Raw genomic sequence first — 18,879 nt, 5'->3', positions numbered from 1 at the left:
GGCTTCTGCCGGCTTGTGTCCTCAGCCGTCGGTCCACGGGGTGCCGGCGTGCCGGAAGGCTCTCCAGCGGCCGCGCAGGCTGCGCTCGACATTCGGAAGGTCGCAGGCCTGCCAGCCGATGATGGCGCCGAGGGCGAGCTGCGCCGTCGTCGGCAGCGGCGCGGCGGCGAGCTCGTCGACGAGGTGGCGGGTGGTGGCGACGTCGTTGTAGCGGCCGAGCCCGTCCTGCAGCCGCCCGAGGCTGCGGACATAGGTCTTGGCCTGCTTGCGGTTCGGGAACATCGCCGCGAAGAAATCGATCTGGTAGCGCAGCTTCTTCACCGCCAGGCGCAGCTCGTGCCGGGCCGGGGCTGACATGTGCTTGATCCGTCGGCCGCGGCGCAGCGCCTTTCGGTGCCGCTGCGCCAGGGCCGGGCCGGCGAAGGCCGCCATCGGCGCGGCCAGCACCGCCAGATCTTCGCTGCGGACGTCGACCCGCCAGCCGCGCTGCTCGATCCAGGCGCCGAGAGCGATGGCGAATCGGCTGGCTCGCGGATCGGCGATGGCGGCGCGTGCCGCGGCATAGCTGGCATCGCGGCGCGCCTCGGCCTGCTGCCGCAGCGCCTCGAAGCCGTCGGGAATGTGGCACTGCTCGGCGATCGGCGGCAGCGTCTCGGAGAGGAAGACGTCCCAGCTGCGTGCGCCCGCCAGGCTGTCCGCCAGCCATTTCGCCTCGGCCCGCAGCGTCTCCAGCATCGCCGACGGTGCCAGGGAGCGCAGCAGCGTCAAGGCCGAACGCAGGCGCCGCAGCGCCACCCGCATCTGGTGGACACCGTCCGGGTTACGTCCTTCCTCGACCACCGCCTGGTTGATCACGAGGTTGCGCAGGTCCGTGCGCAGGATGGCGACGATGGCCTCGTCCGTCGCCGTCTCGGCGCTTTCGACGCAGGCGATGGGCCGGGCTGCCGTCAGCGGCTGGCCGCCGACGAGGTCGTAGCCGCGTTCGGCCTTGGTGCGCGCCGACAGCCGAACCGGGCCGAGCTGGCTCAGACGCAGTGCGACATCGTAGAGCACGGCCGCATTGCCGGCCTTCAGCTCCAGCTCGATCTCCTCGATCGGCTCGGCCCGCTCGCCCGCCAGAACCCGCCCCTGGTCGAAGGCGAGCTCGACGACGCCGCCGGGCAGATCAAGCAGGCGGCGGTGCCGGCTGACCCTGGTGGCGAAGACCGGCGCCAGCGGCCGCCGCGTCAGCAGAGCCATGATCTCGGCCGGCAGCACCGCCCGCATCTGCTCGAGGTTGAGCGTGTCGTCGGGCAGCGCGGCTTCCCATTCCCCGCGGCCGAGCTGGGCGCCACCGCGCTCCGACGCCTGCTTCACCGTCTGCACGATCTGCTGGCCGGACTGGCGAACGCGTAGCGACAGGCCGGCATCGCGCAAGGAAAAGTCCGGCGTGTCGTAGTAGACCGCCCGCAGATGGCGCACCGTGCCGCGATTGCGGGCGAGGGCCTGCAGCGCCGGCGAGCGGTCGATCCCGGCGAGGACCCCGGGGGGCGCGACCAGCTTCAGCTCGATCTCGGTCCCGGCTGTGGCGGGCAGGGGTTGGGCCTCCTCGGAGGGGCCGGCATCGGCGGGATGGGGTGGGGCAGCGTCGCCTTCGGCGCTGGTCTCGCCCTCGGCCGGGGAGGCCGCGCTGCTGCGCAGCAGGGCGATCGCCAGATCATAGAGCGGGCGGGTCGGCAGCGCCGGATCGGGGAAGGGATCGGTGATGGCCCCCATGGCTGCGCGGGCGATCTGGCGATGCGTGGCGCCGGGATGGCGGGCCAGCGCCTCGGCCAGGAGATCCGGGCCGGCGAGGCCGGAGGACGCCAGATCCTCAAGGGTCTTGGCGATGAGTTTCGCGGTCATGACGAAGGTCGATCGATCCGCCGTCGGAACAAATCCGGAGATGACTTTTTGGTGACGGCTCCGTTGTGTCACGCGGCTACTGCTTTGCCAAGCTCCAGTCTTTCCAACGGCGTCACGCCGTTGTAACAAGGCCTTGTCTCACGGGGTGCCCGTCCAGGGCTGAGAGGCGCCTTTGCCAACCCGTCGAACCTGATCCGGGTCGTACCGGCGGAGGGATGAGCCTTGCAGCGCGACCTTGCCTCGTCAGCCGCAGCGGCCCGTGCATCCGCTGGCATGGCCCCGCCTCGCCACGGAGCACGCCCATGCTGACGAGACTTGTCGCGGCTATCGCCCTCGCCCTGGCGGCCAGCGCCGCCGCAGCCCAGGACAAGCCGACCCTCACCGTCTACACCTATGAAAGCTTCGTCGGCGACTATGGTCCCGGCCAGCCGCTGAAGAAGGCGTTCGAGGCCGGTTGCGGCTGCACGCTGGCCTATGCCTCGGCCGAGGATGGCGGCGCGCTGTTCGCCAAGCTGAAGCTGGAGGGGGCTTCGACCAAGGCCGACGTCGTCGTCGGGCTCGACGACAACCTGATGGGCGAGGCCGAGGCCTCGGGCCTGTTCGCGCCGCACGGCATCGCCTCCGCCACCGCCAACCTTTCCTTGCCTGCTCCCTGGACCAGCAAGACCTTCGTGCCGTTCGATTGGGGCTATTTCGCCTTCGTCTACGATTCCGACAAGCTGAAGACCCCGCCGGCCAGCCTGACCCAGCTCATCGACGACCCCAAGGGGCCGACGCTGGTGATCGAGGACCCGCGCACCTCGACGCCGGGCCTCGGCCTGCTGACCTGGATCCGGCAGGTCTACGGCGACAAGGCTCCCGAGGCCTGGACGAAGCTGAAGCCGCGCATCGTCACCGTCACCAAGGGCTGGTCGGAAGCCTATGGCCTGTTCCTGAAAGGCGAGGCCGACATGGTCCTGTCCTATTCCACCTCGCCCGCCTACCACATCGGGGCGGAGAAGAAGCTGAACTACCGCGCCGCCATGTTCCCGGAAGGCCACGCGACCCAGTTCGAGGTCGCCGGCCTCGTCGCCTCCTCCAGGCAGCAGGAACTCGGCCGCAAGTTCCTGGCCTTCCTGCTGACCGACGAGGCCCAGGCCCTCCTGCCCGAGACCAACTGGATGTACCCGGCCAGGACCCCGGCCGCCGGCCTGCCCGAGAGCTTCAAGACCATCGCGGTCCCCGCCAAGGCGCTGATCTCCGACCCGGCCAGGCTTGCCGAGGACCGGCGCGCCTGGATCGACGAGTGGCTGGCGGCGATGGCGAAGTGAGGCGGGCGGAGTGGTGAGATCATCCGATGCCGCCGTGAGCTCCTCTCCCGTCCGGGAGACGGGCAGGGGGGAGGGGCTCGTCCGCGAACATGTGAAGCGGTTGGACGCCGTGCCCGTCGCCCTTATTTGCGGCCGGGCAAGATGTCACGGTTCCGGTCTCACCGCGATGCCCGCGTCTTCTCTCCCCCTTGCGGAGAGGGATAGATGGTGGGGGGCGTGCAGGACAGGGCACATCCTACGCCGATGCCCTCCACCCCCTTACCCCTGCCCGCAAGGGGGAGGGGATCGGCTGGCGTTGCGCCGGAAGCCGCTATCGGCGAACGAAGGCTTCGGGGGCCGTCAGGAAAAATCGACAACCAGAGCGTTTATTCCCCGACGAGCTGGTCCCTCACCCCTACCTCGTCCGGGAGAGGGGAAGCGCGCTGCATGCGTACTGCTGGATCGGCCGACCGCCTCGTGAGCCCCGGCCTCGCTATCCTCGGCGTCCTGGCCGTGCTCGTCGCCGCTTCGCTCGGCGGGCTGATCCTGGTCGCGCCCGGCTCGGGCATCGTCCGGGCCAATCTCGGCTACCTCGCCGCGATCGCCTGGTTCACAGTCCTCCAGGCCGGGCTGTCTATGCTGTTTTCGCTCGCCGCGGGGGCGCTGCTGGCGCTGGCGCTGGCGCGGCGGCGTTTTGTCGGGCGCGGCGTCTTCCTGTCCCTGCTCGGCGTGTCGACGGCGCTGCCGGCGATCGTGCTGGTCTTCGCCGTCACCGCCGTCTTCGGCCGCGCCGGCCTGGTCAATGACGGCCTGGCGGCGCTCGGACTGCCGCGCTTCTCCATCTACGGGCTCGGGGGCATCCTGCTCGCCCACGTCTTCTTCAACGCGGCCTTCGCCACGCGGGTCTATCTCGCCGCGATCGAGGCGGTGCCGGGCGAGCATTGGCGGCTCGCGGCCATGCTCGGCATGCCGGCGGCGGCGGTGTTCCGCCGGATCGACCTGCCGATCCTGCGGCGCGAGACACCGGCGCTCGGCCTCCTGATCTTCATCGCCTGCGCCACGAGCTTCGCCATTCCGCTGGCGCTGGGGGGAGGGCCGGGCGCGGCGACCTTCGAGGTGGCGATCTTCGAGGCGCTGCGCTTCGATGTCGATTTCGGCCGGGCGGCGCTGCTTTCCGTGCTGCAGATCGGCGCGATGACGGCGCTGGTCCTCGCCGCGACGCCCTTGCTGATCCGCCCGCCCGAGACCGCCGCCGCCGGCCGGCCGGTGGAGCGGCCAGACCGCGAGGGGCTCGGCCTGCGCCTCGCCGACGGGGCGATCCTGGCCGCCGCCTTCGCCCTGATCCTGCCGCCGCTCCTCGCCGTGGCCTGGAGCGGGCGCGCCATGTTCGGCGCTCTCGGCTCCCAGGCGCTGGCGGCGCTCGCCACCAGCCTTTGCGTCGCCCTGCCGGCCGCTCTGCTCGCTCTCGCCGCGGCCGTGGCGCTGGCCCGGGCGCGGGCCGAGTTCTCCGGCCGCGGCGCCCGGCGCCTCGCCGGGCTCGTCACCGTGGCGCCGCTGCTGATCGTGGCGATCCCGCCGCTCGCCTTCGCCGCGGGCCTGTTCCTGCTGGCGCGGGAGGTCGGGGACCCCGCGCGCATTGCCGTCCCGACCATGATCCTGGTCAACGCCATGATGGCGCTGCCCTTCGTGCATCGCCTGGTCGAGCCGCCGCTGCTGCTGGCGGCCGAGCGTTACGGCCGTCTGGCGGCGACGCTGGGCATGGGGGGGCTCGCCCGGCTGCGCCTGATCGAGGCGCCGCTCGCCGCCGCCTCCGCCGGCGCTGCCTTTGCCTATGCCATGGCGCTGTCGCTCGGCGACCTCGGCGTCGTCACGCTGTTCGGTTCCGACGCCCTGGTCACCCTGCCGGCCCTGCTCTACGAGAAGCTCGGCGCCTATCGCGTCGCCGACGCGGAGGCCGTGGCCGCGCTGCTCGCCGGCCTGGTGCTGGCGCTGTTCCTCTTGGCCGACTGGTTGGGAAAGAAGGCCCATGCTCGCCGCGCGTGATCTCACCTTCCGCTACGAGGACTGGGTCGGCCGCTATGACCTCGACGTGCCGCGGGGGGCGCTCGTCGCCATGGTCGGCCCGTCCGGCGGCGGCAAGTCGACCCTGCTCAACGGCATCGCCGGCTTCGAGACGGTGGAGAGCGGCGCGCTGACCTTCGACGGCCGCGACCTCCTGCCGCTCAAGCCGGCGCAGCGGCCGGTCGCCATCGTCTTCCAGGAGCACAACCTGCTGCCGGGCCTGACCGCCGCCGCCAATGCCGGCCTTGCCCTGTCGCCGTCGCTGCGCCTGACGGCGAGGGACCATGCCGGCATCGCCGAGGCGCTGGAGCGGGTCGGCCTCGCCGGCTTCGGGGCAAGGCTGCCCTCCGAGCTCTCCGGCGGCCAGCGCCAGCGCGTCGCCCTGGCCCGCGCGCTGCTGACGACCCGGCCGGTGCTGCTGCTCGACGAGCCGCTGTCCGGCCTCGACCCGGCCTTGCGCCGCGACATGGTGGCGCTGATCGACGGGCTCAGGCGAGAAAAGAGCCTCGCCGTGCTGATGACCACCCACACGCCCGAGGACGTGGACGGCGTGGCGGACGGGGTGCTGCTGGTCGAGGACGGCCGCATCGTCGGACGGGTCGGCTGAAGTCGGACGCCGCGACTGCCTCTTGCCCGCGGGCGCAATTCGTCCGACCTTCGCGCCGTGAATGGCGGAGCGACTCCCATGCAGGCCAGCGACCTCTCTCGAATGATTGCGCAGGGGAGGGGAGCCGAGCCGGCCGACCTCGTCGTCAAGGGGGCCCGGCTCTACGACCTGGTCACCGGCGCGCTGGTGCCGACCGACATCGCCGTCTGCGGCGACCGCATCGTCGGGACCTATGGCGAATATCGCGGTCGGCGGGAGATCGAGGCGCGAGGCCTGATCGCCGTGCCCGGCTTCATCGACACCCACCTGCACGTGGAATCCTCGCTCGTCACCCCGGCCGAGTTCGACCGCTGCGTCCTCAGCCACGGCGTCACCACGGCGATCTGCGACCCGCACGAGATCGCCAACGTCGTCGGCGCCGAGGGGATCCGCTACTTCCTCGACAGCGCCGCCCACACTGCCCTCGATCTTCGGGTCCAGCTCTCCAGTTGCGTGCCCGCCACCCATCTGGAAACCGCCGGCGCCCGGCTGGAGGCGGCCGACCTGAAGCCCTTCATCGGCCATGACAAGGTCATCGGCCTTGCCGAGTTCATGAACTTTCCCGGCGTGATCCACGGCGATCCGGGCTGCCTGGAGAAGCTCCTGCTGTTCCAGGGCGGCCATATCGACGGCCATGCACCGCTGCTGCGTGGCTTGGACCTGAACGCCTATCTCGCCGCGACCATCCGCACCGACCACGAGACCACCACCGCCGCCGAGGCGCGCGAGAAGCTGGCCAAGGGCATGACCATCCTGATCCGCGAGGGCTCGGTGTCGAAGGACCTGCATGCCCTGGCCGAGATCATCTCGATCGAGACCTCGCCCTATCTCGCCTTCTGCACCGATGACCGCAACCCGCTCGACATTGCCGAGGAAGGTCATCTCGACTTCATCATCCGCACCGCCATCGCGCTCGGCGCGCCGCCGCTCGCGGTCTACCGCATCGCGACGCTGTCGGCGGCCACCGCCTTCGGCCTTCGCGACCGCGGCATGATCGCCCCCGGCCGCCGGGCCGACATCGTGCTGGTCGGCGATCTCGCCGGCTGCGACGTCCAGACCGTGATTTCGGCCGGCCGGCCCGTCGACGAGGCTCTGTTCGCGGCGCGCGGCACGGTGGCTCCGGTCGGGCTCACCTCGATGCGGGCGCGGCGCGTGGAGGCGGCGCAGTTCCGCGCGCCGGGCTCCGGCCCGAGCACGCCGGTGATCGGCGTCGTTCCCGGCAAGATCATCACCGAGCACCTCACCCTGGCGCTGCCCTTCGCCGGCGGCGAGCGGCGCATCGACCTCGGCCAGGATGTGGTCAAGGTGGCGGTGGTCGAGCGCCACGGCGTCAACGGCAATGTCGGCGTCGGCTTCGTCCGGGGCTTCGGCCTGAAGCGCGGCGCGATCGCCTCCTCGGTCGGCCATGACAGCCACAACATCACCGTGGTCGGCGCCGACGAGGCCGACATGGCGCTGGCCTGCAACCGGCTCGGCGAGATCGGCGGCGGCTTCGTCGTCGCCGAGGGCGGCAGGGTGCTGGCCGAGGTGGCGCTGCCGGTTGCCGGGCTGATGAGCCTGATGAGCTTCGAGGCGGTGCGCGACGCGCTGATGCCGCTGCGCGCCGCCGCCAAGGGCCTGGGCGTGACGCTGCCCGAGCCCTTCCTGCAGGTCGCCTTCCTGCCGCTGCCGGTGATCCCGCACCTCAAGATCTCGGACATGGGAATGGTCGATGTCGACCGCTTCGCGCTGATCGAGGCGTGAGGCATGCGCGTCCTCCTAGTCTATTGCCATCCCTGCGCCGAGAGCTATGCCGCCGCGGTGCGCGACGCGGCGCTGGCGGGCCTCGCCGAGGCCGGACACGAGACCCGCGTGCTCGACCTCTATGCCATGGGCTTCCAGCCGGTGATGTCGGCCGAGGAGCGGCGCGGCTACCACACGCCCGGCGACAACGAGAAGCCGGTGGCCGACCACCTGGCGGCGCTGCGCTGGTGCGAGGGCCTGGTCTTCGTCTACCCCACCTGGTGGTACGGACCGCCCGCCATGCTCAAGGGTTGGCTGGAGCGGGTCTGGATCCCCTTTGCCACGTTCACCATGCCCGAGGAGAACAAGCCGATCGGCGGCGTGCTGACGCATATCCGCTTCCTGGCGGCGGTGACGACGCTCGGCTCGCCCTGGTGGTGGTGGACGATCTACATGAAGCAGCCCGGCCGCAACATCATCCTGCGCGGCCTCAAGGTGCTGTGCGCGCCTCGCTGCCGCACGCTCTGGCTGGCGCTGCACAACCTCGACACCGTGTCGGACGCCCGGCGCGGCCATTTCCTGGCGAAAGTGCGCAAGAAGCTCTCGCTGGTCGCCTGACCATTGCGGGCGGCCCTTGATGCCTCGGCGGCGCGCCGATATAAGCCGCGCGACCTTCCACCCAGCCGACCAGGATGACCATGGCTCTCGAGCGCACCTTTTCGATCATCAAGCCCGACGCGACCAACCGCAACCTCACCGGCGCCGTCAACGCCGTCATCGAGAAGGCGGGCCTGCGCATCGTCGCGCAGAAGCGCATCCGCATGACGCAGGAGCAGGCCGAGACCTTCTACGCCGTCCACAAGGAACGTCCCTTCTTCGGCGAACTGGTCAGCTTCATGATTTCGGCCCCGGTGGTGGTGCAGGTCCTGGAAGGCGAGGGCGCCATCGCCCGCTATCGCGAGGTCATGGGCGCCACCAACCCCGCCAACGCGGCCGAGGGCACCATCCGCAAGCTCTATGCCCTGTCGGTCGGCGAGAACTCGGTGCATGGCTCGGACGCGCCGGAGACCGCCAAGATCGAGATCGCCCAGTTCTTCTCGGGCAACGAGATCGTCGGCTGAGGCGCCATCGCGCATCGGACGGCCGAAAACACGGTATTTGCTCGAAAGGCAGGCTCAGGCCTGCCTTTCGCACATCGGAGGGGCGGGACGGCCGGTCCGGCTTTGCGGATCGGATCGCCGCGGGACGACGAGCTTGTCCTCGCGAATATTTAATACAAAACGTATCGTTTTATCATGGAGCCGCCTTCGATCTTGTCGTTGCCTGACGCTGGAGGCGTTGGCCTCCCGGGGAACGGCGATCTCGGTCTTCCGCCAGGACCGGGGCAGCGGTCACCCAAGCTCTGATCGCCTTCGCGCTTGCCGCAGCCCGAGGCGTGTCGCCGTTGCCGGCCGTGGCTGCAGCCGGCCATCACCCGCAGGGCGTCGCGGCAGGAGGGCGCTGGCCCAGCCTGCCGTCGCGGGGGGCGGCCGGCTGGGCATGAGACCGATCGTCACGACGTGCCGACGGCTGCCGGCCGGCGTCGGCGATGGTCGGTCACGGTGCTCGGCAGGGGGATGCCGAGAGCGAATCGCCGATCCCAGGCGTGCCGGAGGGCACGGCCGGCTTTCCCTGATCGGCCATGCGAGGCGGCGATCGCGTCCGACGGCGCCGTGTCCGTGGTGCGGTGCGCGGCGGGATATCTGCCGGCCCGACACCGGCGAACGCCGCCGCATCCCGTGCGGAGGCGGCGCCATGCCTCACGATTATTTTATTACGAGACTATTGGTCTCGTAATTGAAGCACGATCGGAATCATCCGATATCAGGGGAGCGGGCGCCTCCCGGTTGCCTGCAAGCAAGGGAGAAAGCCATGAAGACGATGCTGATCGCCGCTCTCGCCACGGCGGGACTCGCGGTTTCGATGTCCACGGCGTTGGCCGACGGCAATCCGCCGGACTTCCGCGACGTACAGGTCTGGCCCGGCTACCACGCGGCTCCGCAGAGGGTGACGGGGCCTGGCCATTCCTATCGCCGTATCTCGCCGCGGAGCAACGAGGTTCTGGAAGCCCCGCCCTTCGGTTCGGTTTCCGTCGGCGTGCCGCGGCCGGCCAACGCGACCGGCAGCCAGCATATCTACCGCAGGGGCATTTCTCCGCGCAGCAACGAGATCCCGGACTACCAGCGGTGAGTTTCAACATGGGAGGCCGGCGCGCACGGATTCGCGCCGGCTCCCCCGATTCGGCCTTCATTGCCCGGGCGGGAGCCCCACGCCTTCGATGCTGGCCGGGACTTTTCCGGGCCTTGGTCGCGAAAACAGCAGTTTCCGCCGGACTTCGTCATAAAGTCACATTGGGTGCTGGACAGGCCCGGCAGGCGTCGCTATAAGCCCGCGTCTCCGGTCGGAACCGCAGGGTTTCGGCCCCGGGCCTAGGTAGCTCAGTTGGTAGAGCATGCGACTGAAAATCGCAGTGTCGGTGGTTCGATTCCGCCCCTAGGCACCACTTATTTTTTAATGACTTAGCTAGCGATTTTCAGCCTTTGCGAGGCGGCTTGTTACCGTGGCTGTTACCGTGCCCGGTTCCTGTCGTGTTCCGGCTCGCAACCCGTAGCTTCGCGACTTTCCGCGTCTTGGTCATCCGATCGCGATCATAATCCAGCGTGGTCGTCATCTCGGTGTGGGTCGCGGCGTTCATCACCTCGACAGCTCCGGCCCCGGCGTTGAGAGCCTCGGTCACGCCACCGGCCCGGCTGTCCATGTTCCATAGCTTGGTCGGCAGCCCGGCGGCCGTCGCGATCGTCCGGAACTTGCGGGAAAAGTGCGACGGCGTGTAGGGCATGCCTGTGGCCGGATTGATGACGACCGGCCCGACGCGCCGTTCCGGCGGAATTTTCTGCAGTTCGGCCAGCGCGTCCGGCAGGAGGGTGAGGTCGTGCTCGGCGTTTTCCTCGCCGTTCGACTTTGAGGTCGGCTTGACCAGCTGCCATTTCGGACTGATGTGCGACCAGGTCAGGCCCCAGTGCCATATCTTGCCGTTGATGGCGATCGCGCCTTCGGCCCTCTCGTCGGAGGCAAGGCGTAGCCACTCGCCGATCACGTCCTTCTGGCGGATCATCAGGTCGAATTGCAGCGTCATGGCAAGGGCCATCGCCGGTTCATCGAGTTCATGCGCCTTCGCACGGAACGCGACCATCTGGTCATAGGTGACACGTTCCTTTCGCCGCTTCGGGGTCTCGAAACGCATCTCGCGCAGCACTGCCGCCAGCCTAAGGCTCGCGGTGTTGCCGGGGAGCTCGACTCCGAACGAGACGGCGCGCCGCAGGGTCTGAATGCAGCCATAGGCGCCGCGCACGGTCTTTTCTTTCCAGTTCTTGTGCCAGCGCCTGATATCGACGCCACTCACGGTGTCGATCCGGCGATCGCCGACGGTGCGCTTGATGACGCTGAGGTAGCGCGCGTAGAAGTCGCGCGTCGCCTGGCGCTTGTCGCGGTATGGGCTGTCCTGATGCGTCTCGAATGTCTCGCAAAGCCAGCCGATCGTGCCGACGGCATGGACGGTGGGTATTGAGGTCTGGCCGCTGGCCCAGCTCAGCATCTCGGCCTGCAGCCGTCGACAGGTGGATGCAATGAGCGCGGCCTCGATCGGCACGGTGATGTCGCCGTGGAGATTGACCGTTTTCGGCGTATAGCCCTTCTTGACCAGCTTCTCGTCGGCGACCCAGTAGCAATCAATCCGGCCACTGGGCCGGCGCATCTTCTTAAGGCCGGGCGCGTCGCTTTGTGGCATGGGTCCAGTTCTCTCCGGAGTCGGCGGCGGCCGGCACTGCATGGTCGATGAGGCCGTTGCGCTTGTCGAGATAGGCCCGTACGGCCGGCCAGTAGCGGCCGCCATAGAGAGGATCGATGCGAGGCAGGCCGTGACGCTCCTCGACCTGGGCGATGGCCGGCCAGTCCTTGGCGCGTTCGCCGAGGATGGCGCGAGCGATCTCGGCCTCGGTTGCATACAGTGACGAGATGGGGGCAGAAGCGGTGCTGCGATGTCCGCTCATGGGACCGCCTCGCAGATCGGCCCGTTGGCGACGAAACCGAGCGTGTCGGCATGGCAGGGCGCGCAGGCGCGGCAATCCTCGCCGAACGGCTTGCCGCCGGCGTGGGCCGGACAGAGCTTGCACCAGCAGGCGAGGCTTTTGCCGCGGAGGGTCTTGACGATGTCGGCGCGGGTCGGCACCGGGTCGAGGCGGCGGGCGTTGTGCGGGCCGGGCACGGTCAGGTCGGCGCGGTAGAGCTCGATCGCCACGGCCGCGGCGGTCCCGGCGGTGGCGTAGGGGCCCCAGTGGCAGGAGCCCTGCGACACCATCCATTGGGCGATCGCCGGCGCGTCCGCGTCGCGCCGGATGCGGTAGGGGTTGCCCCAGCGCGTCGAGCGGTCGACCTTGATGGTTTCGGGGGGCAGGCGGGCGCCGGCGCGGCGCGAGAGCTGGATGCGGAGGGGCTCAAGCATCGCCGGCCTCCTGCGGACCAGCGCGTTGGACGCGCCGGCGTTCGCACTGATAGCCGTCCTTCCACTGCCATGGCGTCGCGGTCGCGATGCCCTCGCGGACGAGCTCGTCGACGGCGGCGATCTCGTCGGGCGCGGCCCATTCCTCCTGGACCAATGTCCGGCCGGCGAGCAGGCCGTCCCTGATCTCGGCTTTCGTCATGATCATGACCGCCGTCCCTCATGGGGTGGAGGCAGCGCCATGGCGATCGGAAGCGCCGAGCCGGTTGGCTTCGCGGCTTGCTTGGCGCGGATCGCTTCGACCTTCGTCCAGATGCGCGCCAGCTCTGTTTCGCCCGCCGCATGCATATCCATGCCGGCGGCAAGACACAGGGCCGCGAGGGTTACCATCGCGCCGCCGACCTCCTGCGGCGGATCGCCGGCGGGTCGATCGTGCACGTAGTCGACCAGCGCGTGGGCACGCTCCCGAGGATACCCGAGCGATTGCAGGAGCTCGTTAGCCTCCTCGCAGAACCGGTCCATGCGTTCCAGCATGTCGTTGGAAATGGCCTCGCCGAAGCACGCCATCATCCAGGGCTGGACGCGGTCCTGGAACGATGCCGCTACTCGCGCTGGCTCGGGCGGGGCGGCGACGGCGGGCGGCTGGGAGAGGGCGGCGCGGGCGTTTTTGCGCCGCAGGATTGGTTCCAGCGCCCCCGGCTCGATCCTGCGAAGCTCGGCGAAGCGCCTTTCTGCCTCAGCGGGGTCTTCCGTCATCGCGGCGTTCCAGCCTGCGCCAGCGCCGGCGCGATATTGGCTGTCGCAGAGCGCCTCGTGGACATCTCGGGGGATAGTCGCCTCCCGCAGCCGCTTTACCTCGGCCTCAGCGGCGGCGAGGCGTTTAGCCGCCGGCTCGTCCGTTCCTGGATCTATCGCCCCAGCGTCACGAAGGATGCCGTAGAGCGTGGCAGCTACGTCTCCGTCCCACGTTTCGGTGCCGTCCTTCGGGTCCCATTGCGCAAGCCCGAGCGCCTTCGCCAGGACGCCGAAGATAAAGTCGGCGGCATAGTCCGTGCTCTCAGTCTTGGCGGCTTCCTCCGCCTCCGCGAGCCGGGCTGTGAGGTCGGCGACGGTGGCGGGGCCGAATTGGATATCCCGCAGTGCGAAGTCGCGGGCCTCACCCTTGTCGAGGTCGGTCGCCTCCATCAGCCATTGCGGCTCCGGGTGCCAGTCTGTCGCACCGAAATAGACGCGGATCGGCAGGACGCGCCGCCTGGAAACCTCGCCGCGCCAGTTGCGGTACATGAATGTCAGCGCCGTGCCGTCGGCGTCAGAAGGGGATTTCGTCATCGTAGCCTCCGGTCGCCGCCGGCGCCTCGCCTGGGCCCGGGTCGCGCGTGCGGGTGGTGCCGTATTCGTCGGGCGAGGGGGCGGGCCGCTCGGCCCGGTCGAGCAGGGTGAGCTCGCCGCGGAACTGCTGCAGCACGACCTCGGTGCTGTAGCGCTCGGCGCCGGCCTGGTCGGTCCACTTGCGGGTCTGCAGCTTGCCCTCGAGATAGACCTGCGAGCCCTTGCGCAGGTATTGCTCGGCGGTCTTGACCAGCGGTTCGTTGAAGATGACGACCTTGTGCCAGTCGGTGCGCTCGCGCCGCTCGCCCGTGGCCTTGTCGCGCCAGCTCTCGCCGGTCGCGAGCGACAAGGTGGCGACCCGGGCGCTGGTGTTCGTGGTGCGGATTTCCGGATCGCGGCCGAGATGGCCGATCAGGATGACCTTGTTGACGCCGCTGCTCATGCCGCCCTCGGGAGATCGTTGTGCTCGACGCCGTCGAGGAGGCGGCCGGCCCGACGCTTGCCGATCCTCACGCACTGCGTCGCCGATGCCTTGCCCGGGGTGAGTACGTTGAGCGTTTCGACCGGGCCAATCACCTCTGTTTCAGGGCCGCCAGCCCCGTCGTTGAAATGGGCGTGTCCGAGCCATAGGCCCTTGCTCCGGCCTCGCAACGAGCCGTCGCGTGTCGTGTCGGCAGACCAATGCGTGAAGCCGGATTGACCGAACGGCAGCCACTCGCCCCATTGTTTGAAAAAAAAGGGCGCGCGAGCCGCAGTGCAGTGATCGCGGATCGTTCTGACCCAATCCGGGTGGCCCGGCCTGGCGCGCGGGCCGCTTTCGAGGCCAGCGATGACCCAATCGAGTCGCGTGCAGTTCCCGCAGCCGATCCGGCACGGCACTCCCCACGGTGCGCACCGATCGCAGGTCGGCCGTAGATACCGGCTGAGATCGAGTGGCCCCAGCAGCGGCTCGGCCGAGACGAAGCGCACGGCCGCCGGCGCGTCCAGCAGGTCCGGCACGCGCTGGTCGGCCCGGGCCTGGTCCTCGGCCGAGACGCCGAGCCAGACGTTGGGGAGGGGCCAGCGGACCCATGTCGGGTAGGCGCGGCCGGGTTCCGCCCGGCGGAAGAGCTGCGCCGCGGCGCCGTCCTCGGCCAGCCAGGCCGTATCCAGGGCCGAGGCGCGCATCCAGCTGCTGAACGCGGTCGGCCGCTTGTCCGGATCGGGCGCGACGGCGAGACGCAGCTCGTTGGCGATGGTGTAGATGCGACGCACGACGCGGTCATCGGTCAGGTAGGCCAGCATCTCGGCCGACCGCTTGGTCAACACCTGGAAGGTGTGCTGCGGGCAGAGCGCCATGACCGCGAAGACGGCGTCGATCCAGGCCAGGGGCACGTCCTCATGGAACAGATCGCCCATGGAATTGACGAAGATGCGCCGGGGCCTGGCCCAGCGCAGCGGCTGGCGCTGGATGTGCTCGGGCGCCAGGGCGACCTTGCCGGCCCAGACCGGGCCGGCCTTCGACGGTGCGGTCGTGCCGGCATAATGCGTGCCGGGCGTCATCCGCTCGATTCGCGCCGCCATGCTCATGGCGTAGCAATGGGTGCAGCCGGGGGAAACGATGGTGCAGCCGACGATCGGGTTCCAGGTGGCGTCGGTCCACTCGATGCCGGTCTTGTCAGCCATGGATAGGATCCTTCAGGTTCGTCAGAACAGGCCGCCGGGGATGGCCGCTTGCGCCTGGATTGGCGTCGCCGGCGGCGGCACCTGGTCGTGGCCGTCGAGCCAGGACGGCGCGGCGTCCCAGAAGCCCTGCGCGCCGGACATCGGGCCGACAGGCGGGATCAGCTGCAGGATGCCGGTCAGCGGCCAAGCGAAGTTGGCGTGATGGTGCCGGTCGCTGTCGTTGATGGCGCCGCCGAGCTCGCCGACGATCTGCCAGGCGCGGACCGGCGGCTGCAGCACGGCCGTGCCGACCAGGGCGGAGAGTGGCAGGACCGTCGGGTCCGACAGCGCTGCCTCGAGCACGGGCAGCGCTTCGGGGCGCAGGCCGGTGGTCCAGGCATCGTCGCCGCGCAGGCGCTGCACCAGGTCGACGATCTCGCGTCGGACCGGCTTGCGGGCGCCGGCATGGATGCCGATCCTCTGGCCGTGCAGCGACTTCGGGGCGGCCCAGCCTCGGAACTCGTAGGGCTTGAGGCCGAGGATGATCAGCGTCGCCCAAGGCTGCCAGATGGTGATGGCTTTCATGACGGCCTCTGCCATTCGATGAGCGGGGCGGTGTAGGAGAGCATCAGCGGGTGGCGCGGCTGGCCGTCTGCCGCGGTGCCGAAGCACTGCAGTTGCACGCCGAGCCGGTCGGCGATGGCGGCGACCTCCCGCCACCGGCCGCGCAGCCGCTTCGGCAGCTTGGCGAGCGGGCCCCAGGCGGCGATGTGGACGGTGGCCGCTCGCAGCACGCTCTCGATATGAGCGTCGTTGTCGGGGCCGACGGGATCGTCGGCGTGGCGCAATCCGTCGATGTCCGTCGCGACGAAGGCGAACAGGTTGGCGATGATCGTCCGCGAAAATCGCATCCGGGCAGCGAAACCGTCGATCCGGACCACGGTCGGGTCGTCGAGGACATGGCCGGCCCGCGATGGATTGACCATGAGGAAGGCCGCCACGGGGCCGGGCCGGCAATAGTCGCGATCGAGCCGCAGGCGATAGCTGCCGCATGGCGAGAACACGGCCGTGCGCGTCGTCAGGAAATCGCTCACGGCTCGCCGCGCTCCATCTTGTCGGCGTCGGCCTCGATCGCGGCGGCGACCTTCCAGCACCTGGCGCAGATGTCGTTCAGCGAGGTGCCGCGCTCGTCGTGCCACTTCGCTTCGTAGACCGCGGCGTCGGCCTCGGACATGCGCGACACGGCGTCCTCGAGCATCATCCGGTCGGACAGGCTGCCGATGCGGAAGGATCGGAACGCGGCGGCGTAGGACCGCAGGCGGCCGGGATCGGACCAGATCGCCTCGCGGATCGCCGCCGCGGCGTCGCCGTCGACTATGGCGGGAGCCTCGCCGAGCGGCTCCACGAAGAGAAAGGAGGCGCGAAGCACAAGCGCGATCGCCGCAGCATCGTCCGGCGTCGCCCGGAAGGTGATCGCGTCGGATGGATTGACGACGTCGTAGACGAAGGTCTGAGTCATGGCGCGAGCCTCCGGCCGAGATTGTCGCGGCTCGCCGGGTCCAGCAGGCGGGCGAGCTTGGTGTGGAAGCGCTCGTGGACGGCGGCGCCGTCGATGACGCCGCGCTGGGTGGCGTATTCGATGGCGGCGAGCACGTCGCCGCATTCGATCGCGAGCGCGGCACGCGGCGTGTTGTCCATGTCGACATGGCCGGTGCGCGGGTCCTTGACGCCGGGCATGTCGAGCCCGAAGCGCAGGGCCTTGCCGATGGGCTGGACGATCTCGCCGCATTCCTCGCCGATCAGTCCGAGCGCGTAGAGTTCGACGGGGTCCATCGTCACACTCTCATCGGCATGAGCACGACCAGCAGCTCCGGCCGGGTCGGCGAGGCGAAGGTCACCGGCGCGCTGGGCTCGCCGAGGGCGACGTCGACCGTCTCGCCGCCGACGGCGCCGAGGACGTCGGCCACATAGCGGCCGTTGAAGCCGATCTCGAACGGGTCGGCGTCGTAGGCGGCGTCGATCTCGTCGGTGGCGTCGCCGATGTCCGGGTTGAGGCTCGACAGGGTGCAGCGTCCGTCGGCGAGCCCGATCTTCACGGCCCGGCCGCGCTCGCCGCCGATCGCGGTGACCCGGTCGACGGCGCTGGTCAGGGCCGCCCGGTCGAAGCTGGCGATCTTGGTGTTGCCCGACGGAATGACGCGGGCATAGTCGGGATAGGTGCCGTCGACCAGCTTGGAGGTCAGCACGGTGTCACGCGCCGCAAAGCGGATCTTGCCGGCGGAGACGCCGATGACGATGTCGCCCTCGCTGGCCTCGGCCAGCTTGATCACCTCGGTCACCGTCTTGCGCGGGACGATCACGCCGGGCATGCCGGCGGCGCCGTCGGGCAGCGGCATGTCGAGGCGCACCAGGCGGTGCCCGTCCGTGGTGACGCTGCGCAGGCGCGCGGCGGCGGCCTCCTGGTGGATGTGCAGGTAGACGCCGTTGAGGTAGTAGCGCGTCTCCTCGGTGGAGATGGCGAAGGTCACCTGCGTCCACTCGCGCAGCCGGTCGGCCGGCAGGGCGAAGCTGTGCGGCAGGTCGCCGATGCCGAGCCGCGGGAAATCGCGCTCTGGCAGGGTCTGCAGCGTGAAGCGCGAGCGGCCGGAGCGCAGCGCCATGCGGGTGCCGTCCTCCGAGGCCTCGAGGATCACCTGCGACCCGTCCGGCAGCTTCCGGACGATGTCGTGGAGGGTGTTGGCCGGCAGGGTGGTGGCGCCGGGTTGGCCGACCTCGGCGTCGATCGAGGTCGCGGCCTCGATGTCGAGGTCGGTGGCGATGATCGAGAAGCGGCCGCCCTCGGCCGACACCGCCAGGTTGGACAGGATCGGGATGGTGTTGCGGCGCTCCACGATCCGCACCAGCGGCCCGAGGGCCTTGTAGAGCTGGCTGCGCGAGAGGGTGACCTTCATGGCGGGGTCTCGGTCCTGCGGGAGGATGCGCCGGCGGCTGCCGCCGGCGCGGGAGGCGGGCGGTCAGCCGGCGATTTCCGGCGTGCCCTCGAAGGCCGGCAGGGCGGTGCGCTTGGCGGCGTCGACCATGTCGTTCTGCACCTGGACGCGCAGCTCGAAGTCCCAGCGATAGAGCTGGTAGTGCCACTTGATGCCGCCGCCGGCGATGCGGTAGCGCAGCCGCGCCGGGATGCGCACGGCGGCGCCGTCGAGGAAGGCCGGCACGCTCACCATGAAGATGCCGGGGATTTCGACCGGCTGGCCCTTGGCGTTGGTGTGCTCCTCGGTAAACTCGATCGTCCGCTCGCCGGTCTGCAGGCGCGCGCCGTTCTTCACCTTGTGGCTGACGAACACCTCCAGGTAGCGCGAGAGGTCGAGCAGCTCGTTGGGCGTGGCGAAGCGCTCCTTGAACAGGCGCTCATACTCGCTCTTCTCGCCGTCGAGCGGCGCTGCCAGCTCGGCCGCGTGATCCTCGAGGAAGCGGGCGAATTCGACCTGCTCCATCGGCTTGCCGTTGCCCTCGATCCAGGCGACGAGCTCGGGCGTGACCGGGAAGGGGTAGATGATGCGGTGCTCGCACAGCCGCGCGGCATTGGCGGCGTCGTGATAGTCGATCACGGCCGTCAGGGTCGGCTTCGGCCATTTGGTCTCGGCGAAGATGACGCTGCCGTCGTTCTTGTGCCGGTTCACCAGGTCGACGAAACTGCCCAGGGTCGTGACGATGGCCTTGCCGCGGCGGCGGTCCGGGCCGGTGCGGTAGGCCTCGATCTGGTCGCG

The 18,879-nt window shown here is 69.7% G+C and carries 21 protein-coding genes, 1 tRNA gene and 1 riboswitch; of the genes, 8 read left to right on the top strand and 14 right to left on the bottom strand.

All coding sequences use genetic code 11. The features are described from left to right. Positions 1–21 precede the first annotated feature (21 nt). Positions 22–1,884 (bottom strand): CYTH and CHAD domain-containing protein, encoded by a 1,863-nt coding sequence (locus AC27L4_RS27115; RefSeq protein WP_487145705.1) that lies wholly within the window; start codon positions 1,882–1,884, stop codon positions 22–24. A 131-nt stretch (positions 1,885–2,015) separates the two neighbouring features. Continuing rightward, positions 2,016–2,117, top strand: a riboswitch (TPP riboswitch). Positions 2,118–2,186: 69 nt separating this feature from the next. Here AC27L4_RS27115 and thiB point away from each other — a divergent pair. From thiB to AC27L4_RS27075, 8 genes are all read left to right on the top strand, one after another. Then, complete coding sequence (gene thiB / locus AC27L4_RS27110; protein ID WP_487145704.1) at positions 2,187–3,194, top strand: thiamine ABC transporter substrate binding subunit; 1,008 nt, start codon at positions 2,187–2,189, stop codon at positions 3,192–3,194. Positions 3,195–3,620: 426 nt separating this feature from the next. Beyond that, entirely contained in the window at positions 3,621–5,216 is a 1,596-nt protein-coding gene (locus AC27L4_RS27105; protein ID WP_487145703.1) for an ABC transporter permease subunit, read from the top strand. Next, positions 5,200–5,841 (top strand): thiamine ABC transporter ATP-binding protein, encoded by a 642-nt coding sequence (locus tag AC27L4_RS27100; protein WP_487145702.1) that lies wholly within the window; start codon positions 5,200–5,202, stop codon positions 5,839–5,841. The genes AC27L4_RS27105 and AC27L4_RS27100 overlap by 17 nt, the downstream gene beginning before the upstream one ends. A gap of 78 nt (positions 5,842–5,919) precedes the next feature. Beyond that, positions 5,920–7,623 carry an adenine deaminase gene (gene ade / locus AC27L4_RS27095; RefSeq protein ID WP_487145701.1) on the top strand — a complete coding sequence of 568 codons (1,704 nt, stop codon included), beginning with the start codon at positions 5,920–5,922 and terminating at the stop codon, positions 7,621–7,623. Between the two features lie 3 nt (positions 7,624–7,626). After that, complete coding sequence (locus AC27L4_RS27090) at positions 7,627–8,220, top strand: NAD(P)H-dependent oxidoreductase (protein WP_487145700.1); 594 nt, start codon at positions 7,627–7,629, stop codon at positions 8,218–8,220. A gap of 80 nt (positions 8,221–8,300) precedes the next feature. After that, entirely contained in the window at positions 8,301–8,723 is a 423-nt protein-coding gene (ndk, locus tag AC27L4_RS27085) for a nucleoside-diphosphate kinase (RefSeq protein ID WP_487145699.1), read from the top strand. 790 nt (positions 8,724–9,513) lie between these two features. Next, positions 9,514–9,831: a hypothetical protein gene (locus AC27L4_RS27080; RefSeq protein WP_487145698.1), complete on the top strand. Its 318-nt coding sequence runs from the start codon at positions 9,514–9,516 to the stop codon at positions 9,829–9,831. 237 nt (positions 9,832–10,068) lie between these two features. Next, positions 10,069–10,144: transfer RNA gene (locus AC27L4_RS27075), tRNA-Phe, on the top strand. Positions 10,145–10,174: 30 nt separating this feature from the next. Here AC27L4_RS27075 and AC27L4_RS27070 read toward each other — a convergent pair. The 13 genes from AC27L4_RS27070 to AC27L4_RS27010 all read right to left on the bottom strand — a co-directional run. Continuing rightward, positions 10,175–11,428: an integrase gene (locus AC27L4_RS27070; protein WP_487145696.1), complete on the bottom strand. Its 1,254-nt coding sequence runs from the start codon at positions 11,426–11,428 to the stop codon at positions 10,175–10,177. After that, positions 11,400–11,690, bottom strand: coding sequence for a hypothetical protein (locus AC27L4_RS27065; protein WP_487145695.1), 291 nt, complete (start codon positions 11,688–11,690; stop codon positions 11,400–11,402). Before AC27L4_RS27065 ends, AC27L4_RS27070 begins: the two co-directional genes overlap by 29 nt. Next, positions 11,687–12,142, bottom strand: a complete 456-nt coding sequence (locus tag AC27L4_RS27060; RefSeq protein WP_487145694.1) for a DUF4326 domain-containing protein — start codon at positions 12,140–12,142, stop codon at positions 11,687–11,689. Before AC27L4_RS27060 ends, AC27L4_RS27065 begins: the two co-directional genes overlap by 4 nt. After that, complete coding sequence (locus tag AC27L4_RS27055; protein ID WP_487145692.1) at positions 12,135–12,347, bottom strand: hypothetical protein; 213 nt, start codon at positions 12,345–12,347, stop codon at positions 12,135–12,137. Before AC27L4_RS27055 ends, AC27L4_RS27060 begins: the two co-directional genes overlap by 8 nt. Beyond that, entirely contained in the window at positions 12,344–13,468 is a 1,125-nt protein-coding gene (locus AC27L4_RS27050; RefSeq protein ID WP_487145691.1) for a WYL domain-containing transcriptional factor, read from the bottom strand. The genes AC27L4_RS27055 and AC27L4_RS27050 overlap by 4 nt, the downstream gene beginning before the upstream one ends. Beyond that, the gene (ssb, locus tag AC27L4_RS27045) at positions 13,449–13,910 is read right to left on the bottom strand and encodes a single-stranded DNA-binding protein (RefSeq protein ID WP_487145690.1); all 462 of its coding nucleotides are present in this window, start codon (positions 13,908–13,910) and stop codon (positions 13,449–13,451) included. Before ssb ends, AC27L4_RS27050 begins: the two co-directional genes overlap by 20 nt. After that, the gene (locus tag AC27L4_RS27040) at positions 13,907–15,133 is read right to left on the bottom strand and encodes a DUF5131 family protein (RefSeq protein ID WP_487145689.1); all 1,227 of its coding nucleotides are present in this window, start codon (positions 15,131–15,133) and stop codon (positions 13,907–13,909) included. The genes ssb and AC27L4_RS27040 overlap by 4 nt, the downstream gene beginning before the upstream one ends. Positions 15,134–15,154: 21 nt before the next feature. After that, a complete protein-coding gene (locus AC27L4_RS27035) occupies positions 15,155–15,697 on the bottom strand; it encodes an ASCH domain-containing protein (protein ID WP_487145688.1) in 543 nt (180 codons plus the stop codon). Further along, the gene (locus AC27L4_RS27030) at positions 15,694–16,206 is read right to left on the bottom strand and encodes a DUF1643 domain-containing protein (RefSeq protein ID WP_487145687.1); all 513 of its coding nucleotides are present in this window, start codon (positions 16,204–16,206) and stop codon (positions 15,694–15,696) included. Before AC27L4_RS27030 ends, AC27L4_RS27035 begins: the two co-directional genes overlap by 4 nt. After that, complete coding sequence (locus tag AC27L4_RS27025) at positions 16,203–16,631, bottom strand: hypothetical protein (protein WP_487145686.1); 429 nt, start codon at positions 16,629–16,631, stop codon at positions 16,203–16,205. Before AC27L4_RS27025 ends, AC27L4_RS27030 begins: the two co-directional genes overlap by 4 nt. Beyond that, positions 16,628–16,945 (bottom strand): hypothetical protein, encoded by a 318-nt coding sequence (locus tag AC27L4_RS27020; RefSeq protein WP_487145685.1) that lies wholly within the window; start codon positions 16,943–16,945, stop codon positions 16,628–16,630. Before AC27L4_RS27020 ends, AC27L4_RS27025 begins: the two co-directional genes overlap by 4 nt. Before the next feature lie 2 nt (positions 16,946–16,947). Continuing rightward, a complete protein-coding gene (gene dnaN, locus AC27L4_RS27015) occupies positions 16,948–18,063 on the bottom strand; it encodes a DNA polymerase III subunit beta (RefSeq protein ID WP_487145684.1) in 1,116 nt (371 codons plus the stop codon). 63 nt (positions 18,064–18,126) lie between these two features. Beyond that, positions 18,127–18,879 (bottom strand): DUF2303 family protein (locus AC27L4_RS27010; RefSeq protein WP_487145683.1); only part of this gene is annotated, 753 nt, incomplete at its 5' end.

The sequence above is a fragment of the Labrys sp. Lb11 genome, assembly GCF_057554225.1.
This window is presented reverse-complemented; position numbering and strand designations above follow the sequence as displayed.

Bases quoted from the DNA above. Each gene is read 5' to 3' on its own strand.
- AC27L4_RS27115 (WP_487145705.1), bottom strand. From the start codon at position 1,884: ATGACCGCGAAACTCATCGCCAAGACCCTTGAGGATCTGGCGTCCTCC.
- thiB (WP_487145704.1), top strand. From the start codon at position 2,187: ATGCTGACGAGACTTGTCGCGGCTATCGCCCTCGCCCTGGCGGCCAGC.
- AC27L4_RS27105 (WP_487145703.1), top strand. From the start codon at position 3,621: ATGCGTACTGCTGGATCGGCCGACCGCCTCGTGAGCCCCGGCCTCGCT.
- AC27L4_RS27100 (WP_487145702.1), top strand. From the start codon at position 5,200: ATGCTCGCCGCGCGTGATCTCACCTTCCGCTACGAGGACTGGGTCGGC.
- ade (WP_487145701.1), top strand. From the start codon at position 5,920: ATGCAGGCCAGCGACCTCTCTCGAATGATTGCGCAGGGGAGGGGAGCC.
- AC27L4_RS27090 (WP_487145700.1), top strand. From the start codon at position 7,627: ATGCGCGTCCTCCTAGTCTATTGCCATCCCTGCGCCGAGAGCTATGCC.
- ndk (WP_487145699.1), top strand. From the start codon at position 8,301: ATGGCTCTCGAGCGCACCTTTTCGATCATCAAGCCCGACGCGACCAAC.
- AC27L4_RS27080 (WP_487145698.1), top strand. From the start codon at position 9,514: ATGAAGACGATGCTGATCGCCGCTCTCGCCACGGCGGGACTCGCGGTT.
- AC27L4_RS27070 (WP_487145696.1), bottom strand. From the start codon at position 11,428: ATGCCACAAAGCGACGCGCCCGGCCTTAAGAAGATGCGCCGGCCCAGT.
- AC27L4_RS27065 (WP_487145695.1), bottom strand. From the start codon at position 11,690: ATGAGCGGACATCGCAGCACCGCTTCTGCCCCCATCTCGTCACTGTAT.
- AC27L4_RS27060 (WP_487145694.1), bottom strand. From the start codon at position 12,142: ATGCTTGAGCCCCTCCGCATCCAGCTCTCGCGCCGCGCCGGCGCCCGC.
- AC27L4_RS27055 (WP_487145692.1), bottom strand. From the start codon at position 12,347: ATGATCATGACGAAAGCCGAGATCAGGGACGGCCTGCTCGCCGGCCGG.
- AC27L4_RS27050 (WP_487145691.1), bottom strand. From the start codon at position 13,468: ATGACGAAATCCCCTTCTGACGCCGACGGCACGGCGCTGACATTCATG.
- ssb (WP_487145690.1), bottom strand. From the start codon at position 13,910: ATGAGCAGCGGCGTCAACAAGGTCATCCTGATCGGCCATCTCGGCCGC.
- AC27L4_RS27040 (WP_487145689.1), bottom strand. From the start codon at position 15,133: ATGGCTGACAAGACCGGCATCGAGTGGACCGACGCCACCTGGAACCCG.
- AC27L4_RS27035 (WP_487145688.1), bottom strand. From the start codon at position 15,697: ATGAAAGCCATCACCATCTGGCAGCCTTGGGCGACGCTGATCATCCTC.
- AC27L4_RS27025 (WP_487145686.1), bottom strand. From the start codon at position 16,631: ATGACTCAGACCTTCGTCTACGACGTCGTCAATCCATCCGACGCGATC.
- AC27L4_RS27020 (WP_487145685.1), bottom strand. From the start codon at position 16,945: ATGGACCCCGTCGAACTCTACGCGCTCGGACTGATCGGCGAGGAATGC.
- dnaN (WP_487145684.1), bottom strand. From the start codon at position 18,063: ATGAAGGTCACCCTCTCGCGCAGCCAGCTCTACAAGGCCCTCGGGCCG.